General features: G+C 42.7%; 9 protein-coding genes. 4 read left to right on the top strand and 5 right to left on the bottom strand.

Going from position 1 to position 8,142, the window contains the following annotated elements; all coding sequences use genetic code 11:
- Positions 1 to 1,557, bottom strand: a 1,557-nt coding sequence (locus ACFOSV_RS08265) for a PKD domain-containing protein (RefSeq protein ID WP_377905286.1), incomplete at its 3' end; no start/stop codon positions are given.
- 470 nt (positions 1,558 to 2,027) lie between these two features.
- Here ACFOSV_RS08265 and ACFOSV_RS08260 point away from each other — a divergent pair.
- Together ACFOSV_RS08260 and ACFOSV_RS08255 are read left to right on the top strand one after the other, a co-directional pair.
- On the top strand, positions 2,028 to 3,464 hold the full coding sequence (locus ACFOSV_RS08260; protein ID WP_377905284.1) for an aldehyde dehydrogenase family protein: 1,437 nt from the start codon (positions 2,028 to 2,030) through the stop codon (positions 3,462 to 3,464).
- Position 3,465: 1 nt separating this feature from the next.
- Positions 3,466 to 4,329: a prolyl oligopeptidase family serine peptidase gene (locus ACFOSV_RS08255; RefSeq protein WP_377905282.1), complete on the top strand. Its 864-nt coding sequence runs from the start codon at positions 3,466 to 3,468 to the stop codon at positions 4,327 to 4,329.
- A 32-nt stretch (positions 4,330 to 4,361) separates the two neighbouring features.
- Here the strand turns inward: ACFOSV_RS08255 and ACFOSV_RS08250 are convergent, their stop codons facing one another.
- Together ACFOSV_RS08250 and ACFOSV_RS08245 are read right to left on the bottom strand one after the other, a co-directional pair.
- Positions 4,362 to 4,595 carry a hypothetical protein gene (locus ACFOSV_RS08250; protein WP_377905280.1) on the bottom strand — a complete coding sequence of 78 codons (234 nt, stop codon included), beginning with the start codon at positions 4,593 to 4,595 and terminating at the stop codon, positions 4,362 to 4,364.
- Positions 4,570 to 5,172 carry an RNA polymerase sigma factor gene (locus tag ACFOSV_RS08245; protein WP_377905278.1) on the bottom strand — a complete coding sequence of 201 codons (603 nt, stop codon included), beginning with the start codon at positions 5,170 to 5,172 and terminating at the stop codon, positions 4,570 to 4,572. The genes ACFOSV_RS08250 and ACFOSV_RS08245 overlap by 26 nt, the downstream gene beginning before the upstream one ends.
- A 347-nt stretch (positions 5,173 to 5,519) precedes the next feature.
- Here ACFOSV_RS08245 and ACFOSV_RS08240 point away from each other — a divergent pair, with 347 nt between their 5' ends.
- A complete protein-coding gene (locus tag ACFOSV_RS08240; protein ID WP_377905276.1) occupies positions 5,520 to 5,870 on the top strand; it encodes a DUF3127 domain-containing protein in 351 nt (116 codons plus the stop codon).
- 3 nt (positions 5,871 to 5,873) lie between these two features.
- Entirely contained in the window at positions 5,874 to 6,314 is a 441-nt protein-coding gene (locus ACFOSV_RS08235) for a hypothetical protein (protein WP_377905274.1), read from the top strand.
- A 153-nt stretch (positions 6,315 to 6,467) separates the two neighbouring features.
- Here the strand turns inward: ACFOSV_RS08235 and purE are convergent, their stop codons facing one another.
- Together purE and ACFOSV_RS08225 are read right to left on the bottom strand one after the other, a co-directional pair.
- Positions 6,468 to 6,986 (bottom strand): 5-(carboxyamino)imidazole ribonucleotide mutase, encoded by a 519-nt coding sequence (gene purE / locus ACFOSV_RS08230; RefSeq protein ID WP_377905272.1) that lies wholly within the window; start codon positions 6,984 to 6,986, stop codon positions 6,468 to 6,470.
- Positions 6,983 to 8,128 carry a 5-(carboxyamino)imidazole ribonucleotide synthase gene (locus ACFOSV_RS08225; protein ID WP_377905270.1) on the bottom strand — a complete coding sequence of 382 codons (1,146 nt, stop codon included), beginning with the start codon at positions 8,126 to 8,128 and terminating at the stop codon, positions 6,983 to 6,985. Before ACFOSV_RS08225 ends, purE begins: the two co-directional genes overlap by 4 nt.
- Between the last annotated feature and the right edge of the window lie 14 nt (positions 8,129 to 8,142).

Below are 8,142 nucleotides of genomic sequence, written 5' to 3'. Positions count from 1 at the left end.
GTTGTTATTCGCGTCTCCGCTAGTCAACGTCGCGCCGCCTGCAAATGGGTCCGTTACCACTACGCCGGTCAAGTCTGTGTTACCAGTGTTGTCTACCACGATCGTGTAGTTCAACGTCGTTGGTGCATCGATGCTCGCCTGATCCACGTCCTTGCTAATCGTCAAAGAGCAAGTTCCAATGGTTAAAGTCACTGGAGTTCTGGTCAAGCTTTCACACCCGGTAATATCATCCACAGAAGCTGCATAAAAAGTTTTTTGACCTACCGTACTCCAAGAAGGGCTCAGAACTGGATTCCCGTTCGCGGGGACTTCATACCAGACAACACTTGATCCATTTGGTGCTGTGGCTGTAGGAATCAATGATACTCCTTCGTCAAAACATTCAAATTGATCCCCTCCAGAAACTGGCGCATCTGGAGCGTCATTTATAACCACTGTAACTTTCTTTATAAGCTCACAATTGGTTGCTGGGTCCGTGCCTTTAATCCAATAATCTCCTGAAACCGATATTGCACTAGGATTTGACAGAGTATTTTGCGCAAATTCATCCTCCCAATACGTAAATTCCAACCCTGCAGAAGACCCATTAGTTACAGCCGCCGCAGTAATATCTACAGTAAGAGGCTCACAAACGGCAGGTGGAGAGTTAATGGTAAGTACAATAGGATCATTTACTGTTACATCAAGTACAATATCATCAGAATCAACTCCTTTAGTAGAAGTTAAAGTTACAGAGTAAGTACCTGCATTCGCATAAGTGTGCGTAGGATTTTCAGCTGTAGAAGTATTCCCATCACCAAAATCCCATAAATATGAAAAAGCAACATTCTCGTCACCACCATTAGAGAGGTTTGTGAACGAGACATCAAAATTTTCACAAAAAGTATTAAACTCAAAATTTGCAACAACAGGGGTCTCTACTACGAAACCCTCTCCGACATAGTCACACTGAGAATTACCAGCTGTGGAAGGACAGGTTTTAACATCCGCTTTAGCATTACCAGTTATCCAGGTCTGATAGACGTTTTTGATTTCTACCTTTGACCCATAATTCCATGTGAAGTCAGATATTTTTATCTGTAAACCATCGGTAATATTGATGGTGTTTCCATTAGCGTCTTCAACTACTATACAAAGAGCCTGCTGGCCTTGGGAAATCCCATCAATAATAAGATCGTACTGAGCATGAAAATTATAGCCATTTCCACTTACTATGAAAGTAGCCCAAACCTCACCAACAATTGGAGTCCCAATTACAGTACCAGCAAGATCATTGGGATCAAAACGATCACCAGTATTTGGATCCCTAAAATCAACAGCACTAATTCTCAAGTTGTTTTGCGGACATGCTGGAGGATTGTTGGGATCAATGTCAAAAGCCGTTGTCGGCGTAACCACCCCAGTTTGCCCCAAGGCCTCAGATCCACCGAAAAACCCTAGTAGAAAGATCAGAGGAAAAAATAAAAGAATTCGAAAATCAGGAAGTAAGCCTTTTTTCGATAAAAATCCACCCTGACTAGGCTGGCGGTTGAATTGACAATTGGATAAAGTGTCCATATCGCGTTTATTTAAAATTTTCGAGTTCGTAAACTTGTTTCTATACTTATCTTTTTTTTCAACCCCCTGATTTTTTGATGTTTACCATCCTCTTTTCAGTACTCAGTTGAAGTGCAATTCCATTTATTAGATCGATTTTCTTTCCGTTTTCATTGGTAAATTCTTCCGAAGAGACCACTCGACACTAAATATCTGCTGTAAAAATACACTTTTATGTTTTTCATATCCAAACCTTTTGCAATTATTTTTGATATGTAATGCATTTTTTTTTGTACGAAATAATTTTTTTGGTATTTGAAAGCCTATTTTGTTTAATAAAAAATGCTTTTAGTTAAACAAAATCGCATTTTTTGATATGAATCAATTTGAGTTGGCCTTTGAATCATCTCTTCCATTTTTTCTTTAGATCTGAGCAGTATTCATTCCCTGCCCTCGTATATTCAGGAGTACTTATCTAATTTGACTAGACCATGCTTTCTCTTTCTTCCACCCATCTAGATCGTGAGGAGATCAATCAGGTATTCAAAAAACAAAAAGCTACAGCACTCGCTTGGCGCAAATCCAGCCATGCCGAGCGCAGTGACCGGCTGAAGAAACTCAGAACCTGGATCCTCAACCATAAAGCTGATATCAGAACCGCCGTCGCTGCTGATTTCAAAAAACCAGTTGCCGAAGTAGACTTAAGCGAAATCTTTCCTGTCACTTCGGAAATCAAGCATACACTTGCTCACCTCAAATCCTGGATGAAGGGCAAATCAGTCTCCACTCCACTTCCTATGCTGGGCACACAAGGGCGAGTGATCCCTGAGGCCAAAGGGGTTTCGCTGATCATCGCTCCTTGGAATTACCCATTTAATTTGGCTATAGGTCCTCTGGTTTCCGCTTTGGCCGCAGGCTGTACAGCGATCATCAAGCCATCTGAGATGACTCCACATACCTCCAAACTGATCGAAAAACTGATCCAGGAAGTATTCAAAGAAGATGAGGTGGCTGTTTTCCAAGGGGATGCAAGCGTTTCGCAAGCATTGCTGGAGCTGCCCTTTGATCATATTTTTTTCACAGGAAGCCCTCAAGTGGGGAAAATCGTAATGAAAGCCGCTGCCGAGCATCTGACATCAGTGACCTTGGAATTGGGAGGAAAATCTCCCGCCATCATCCAAAAAGGCGCCTCACTCAAAGATGCTGCAGGGAAACTTGTGGTGGGAAAATATTTGAATTGTGGGCAAACTTGCGTTGCCCCAGACTATATCCTGGTACATCAGGAGGATAGAGATACTTTGCTAGACGAAATGAAGGTTTTTATTCAAAAAGCCTATGATCCTGACTTTAAGGGTATTGAAGCCACTCCAGATTATGCGCGCATCGTGAATGATAAGCATTACGAAAGACTTATCTCCTTAATGACTGATGCGCAGGATAAAGGAGCTATCTTGGCATTTGGTGGAAACTACGATCCCCATACCCGATACATCGAGCCCTGCATTTTAAATGATGTGACCATGGATATGAAAGTAATGGAAGAGGAGATTTTTGGTCCTATTTTACCAATAATGACTTATGAAAATCTTGACGAGGCCATAGCTTTGGTCAATTCCCTTCCTAAACCATTGGCTCTTTATTTCTTCGGGGAAGATGGTGCCGCCAAAAATCAAGTGCTGAGCGAAACGAGTTCTGGCAATGCCGTAATCAACGACTGTGTATTGCATTTCTTGCATAATGACCTCCCATTCGGAGGAGTGAATAATAGTGGAATTGGTAAAGCTCATGGGTACTACGGGTTTTTGGCTTTCAGCAATGAAAAGGGAATTCTCACCCAACGGGTTGGCACCACATCCTCCACACTTTTAAATCCGCCATATGGCACTCGGACAAAACAAATTCTTTCAACCTTAATCAAATGGTTCTAAAATGAAGATTCTAAAAAAATATTATTGGCTAGTAGTTGTCCTGCCCGTATTCCTATTTAGCTGCGGCAATGATCCCGATGGCCCTATTTCTGGTGAACTCCCAGCAATAGATATTTTGGATGATTCCTATGGTCCAGAACCTATTCAATCCATGAATGTGTATTTGCCAGCGGGCAGAACTTCAGATACGCCACTCCTTATATATATACATGGTGGCGCTTGGATCCAAGGAGACAAGTCAGAGTTTGATGCCTTCCGCTCCTTGGTGGAAATTTATTTTCCCGATTATGCCTATATATCCATTGGCTACAGGCTCCATGGCGTGGGCACTATGACCAATACCTTCCCCTCTCAAGAAAATGACATCATTTCCGCTCTAGAATATATTACCAGTCAGACAGCTGCTTGGAATGTATCGGATGAAATCATCCTAGCGGGAGCGAGCGCTGGTGCACACTTAGCACTCTTACATGCCTATAAGCATACAGATATTGGGGACATCAATAGTGTGATAGCCCTGTTTCCACCCACCGAATTGGTTTCTTTAGCTGATTTTAATCTGATTACACAACTCGGACTTACGAGTATCATGGGAGGCACTCCCGTAACTACCCCAGACATTTATTTCCAATCAAGTCCAGTAAACTTTATCGATAGCGGCAGTACACCCACTATTTTTTTCCATGGCACAGCTGACGATGTGGTTCCCATTTCTCAAAGTGAACTCCTCGCAGACAGGCTGGAAGCCAGCGGGGTAATTCATGAATATGTGATTTATCCCGGACAGGGTCATGGATTTGATGCTGTGACCTATGGGCAAGCTTTCGAGCAAGCCGCGGCGTTCACAAGTAACTTTATCCCGTAAAAAAACCCCTGCGATCTGCAGGGGTACCTTTATCAGACTTTTTGAAGTCCCGTAGATTGAGCCATCGCTTTGATGGACTGTACTACTTTATCCGAAGGTTGAAGCTGGATTTGATCCATTTGCTCTATCGTGCTCAGCATTTCCACATAATCTTGCATAAGCGATTCATCGCTGTGCAAGGCTTGCATTAAGAGATCTTGCTCTACCTCCGACATTTCCTGATAGATATATCGTATCAGGTCATTTGGGGTAAATTGTTTTGTCATAGGCAACGTTTAATTGTTTCATTTTTTTACGTAAATGTATCAGCGCATAGCGCATCCGCCCTAGGGCAGTATTAATACTCACTCCTGTCTGGTCCGCGATTTCCTGGAAACTCATATCCATATAATGCCGCATGACCAGTACCTCCTTTTGAGCAGGCGGAAGTTCTTCGATCAGTTTTTTGACCAATTCTATGGTTTCTTCTCGCACCTGCTTGTCTTCAAAGGTTTCTTCTGCAAACTGCAATGAGTTGAAAATGCTACTTCCATCCTCCATGACGATCATAGGATAGCGCTTGGCTTTCCGAAAATGATCAATGGCTAGGTTATGCGCTATGCGCATTACCCAAGGCTGGAATTTGCCTTCCTCATTGTATTTGTCAGAATTCAGGGTTTTTACCACTTTGGTAAAGACATCTTGCAAGATATCCTCTGCCAAACCCTGGTCTTTGACAATCAAGAAAATAGTCGTGAATAATTTACTTTGGTACCGGTCTACCAGTACATCAAAAGCTTCATCATGACCGTTGCGATATTGTCTGATCAATACGCTGTCCTTAGGACCTATTCGCTTACTCATATTAAGTTGGTTAATAATCAACGTAAAAGTCTAGGCCATAGTATTCGGTCAGTGTTTAAAGATGAATTAAGTAATCAAAAATAGAAGAACCAAAGTCTCAAACAAAGGCTGAAGGGCATATTTTCACAAAATTTGTCTGGAAAAAAATTTCCAAATAATCTTTGGCAAAACAACTAAAATAAGTCCTACAACTTTGGTGATCCTTAGGTTGGGCTTCCCAAAGAATCAAGCATTATGCCAAAAAATGTTAAATGAAATAGTTTTAGGATGTTTTTTAGAGCCATTAGAAAGAACTCTTTTCCATGGCTTTACTTATCTTCGTTTTCTTCAAAGTAAAAAAGTGAATTATGGATTTAAGCGGTAAAGTAATACAAAAACTCAGCGAAGTCGGAGGCCAGTCTAAAAGCGGAAATGCCTGGCGAAAGCAAGAATTTATCATCGAGACAGGAGGTCAATACCCGAAAAAGGTATGTGTAGCCTTATGGGGTGACAAAATCGATCAGTTTGCACTGGCTGTTGGTGATGAGGTCACACTAGGTGTGGACGTGGAAAGTAGAGAGTACAATGGCAGATGGTATACCGATGTCAAAGCATACAAAGTGGAAAAGGGTCAAAGATCTACTCCTCCTGCCCCCAACCAAATGCCAGATGTGAGCACCTTCAATGATGACTCTGGCGAAAACGATCTTCCATTTTAAAAAATGATGTGGGACGGATTTGAGGAAGAATGGAATGAAGAGGAGGCATCAGGCTTATATGTACATCCTATCAAAGAAAAGGCGAACGCTATCGTTCGCCTTTCTTATGCATTGGCTGGTAACCTAGATGAGGCTCACTCAAAGCTCTATGGTGACACCATGTTAGAGGATGCCAAAAAGATTGGAGTATTTTTTGATCAGGCACAATCTGAAAAAGACTACATTCTCAAAATGGAAAATGCTGTGCTTGTAAAGGTCCATGCCAGATCACTTAGCACCATTTCCAGTCAACTCAGTGGCCAAGGTTCACTTGCCAAGGAACATGAAAAATTGCTACAAGATGCTATCCTTGAATTGAGACCTATATATAAGGAGTGGATCCAAAGCTTTGATCCTTCTGAAGCCACAGACGATGGTTGGGGCATTTTTACAATTCAAAGCTGACCCGATCCAAAACGAAATCCCATCCAAGCTCCACCAATCATCAAAATCACGGTAATCAGGAGTAACAAAATGAAAGTAGTCAAAGGGAAATCCCATTTTTCGCCCCCTAAGGTAAATCTTACTCGCCTTTCCTTTTTCAAAACAGTACCAGCTTTATTCCTTGTCTAGAATAGATTTCCAGCCTTTTTCTTCCAGGTTCTTCGCAGATTCCTCTACGGTCTCTTTAAGGGATTTTTTAAAATCATCCAATTTTTTCCCTACCTCAGCATCAGAAGCCCCAACGATGGAAGCTGCCAAAATACCTGCGTTTCTCCCCCCATTCAATGCCACTGTGGCTACCGGGATTCCTGCTGGCATTTGCAAAATAGATAAGATACTATCCCAACCATCAATGCTGTTGGAACTTTTAATGGGGACTCCGACTACAGGCAAACTGGTCAATGAGGCAACCATCCCTGGCAGATGTGCTGCTCCTCCTGCTCCGGCCACGATCACCTGAAGACCTCGCTCACGTGCAGACCGTGCATAGCTCAGCATCCGCTCCGGGGTCCGGTGTGCCGATACAACGGTCAGCTCATATTTGATACCGAGTGAATCTAAAAATTGTGCTGCTTCTGACATGATGGGTAAGTCCGACTGACTCCCCATAATTATTCCTACCACTGGATTCATGATTCTGCTTTAATTTTAATTAGTTCTTTGATGCGCTGTGCGCGTTTTTTCAAGTTATCCACATTTTCGTCCAAAACCGTCACATGTCCCATTTTTCGAAAAGGTTTAGTCAATTTTTTCCCGTACATGTGGATATAGACTCCTTTTTCGCTAAGCGCCTCTTCTTTCCCTTCAATAATTACTGGACCCGTAAATCCTTCCTCACCAAGCAGATTGACCATAGCCGCAGGACATCTCAAGTCCGGATCGCCAAGGGGCCAATTCATCACAGATCGTAAATGCTGCTCAAATTGGGAAGTGTAGTTTGCCTCGATAGTATGATGCCCGCTATTGTGGGGTCTAGGAGCAATTTCATTCACCAAAACCTCACCTGACTTCGTCACAAAAAGCTCTACCGCCAAAATTCCAACCATATCCAATTTAAGGATTACCGCCTTGGCTATCTCCTTCGCTTGCTCCTCGATCTCTGGAGTTATTTCTGCTGGCGCAAAAAGAAATTCGACCAAGTTTGCTGTAGGATGAAAAGCGCATTCTACCGCTGGATAGGCAATCATATCTCCATTTTCATTTCTGGCCACAGTCACAGCGATCTCCCGGTCAAAGTCAATCAGCTTTTCCAATAATCCAGGAGCATCGAATGCTTGGTCCAAATCCGACTCAGATCGAAGGATTTGTACCCCTCTACCATCATAGCCTTCTTTACCCAACTTATTTACCGCCGGTAAAAAGTCCGCATTGGAAAGAACCTCTGACTTATTTTCCGTGAGGATAAATTCGGCGGTGGGGATACCGTTTTCCTTATAAAACTGCTTCTGCTCCCGCTTATCTTGGATTAGCTTAAGGATGTGAGGCTGGGGATAAACCTTCTTTCCCTGATCCGCTAAAGCCTGAAGCGCATCGGTATTGACATTTTCGATTTCAACGGTGATCACGTCACAATCTTGGCCGAATGCCATCACCGTATCAAAATCCTTCAACGAACCCACCGTAAACTTTTGAGCAATATCCTTACATGGAGCATTAGGATCAGGGTCCAAAATGTGGATATCCTGATTGTAATTGATGGCAGATTGAATGAGCATACGCCCCAGCTGACCGCCACCTAGGACGCCGAGCACTTTAGCTTGTGATGATTGTGTCATGAACTAGAGAAAGG

It is taken from the genome of Algoriphagus namhaensis (assembly GCF_042649705.1).
Classification (GTDB): Bacteria; Bacteroidota; Bacteroidia; order Cytophagales; family Cyclobacteriaceae; genus Algoriphagus; species Algoriphagus namhaensis.
Note: the sequence above shows the minus strand (reverse complement) of the source record. Positions and strands in the feature narration are given on the sequence as shown.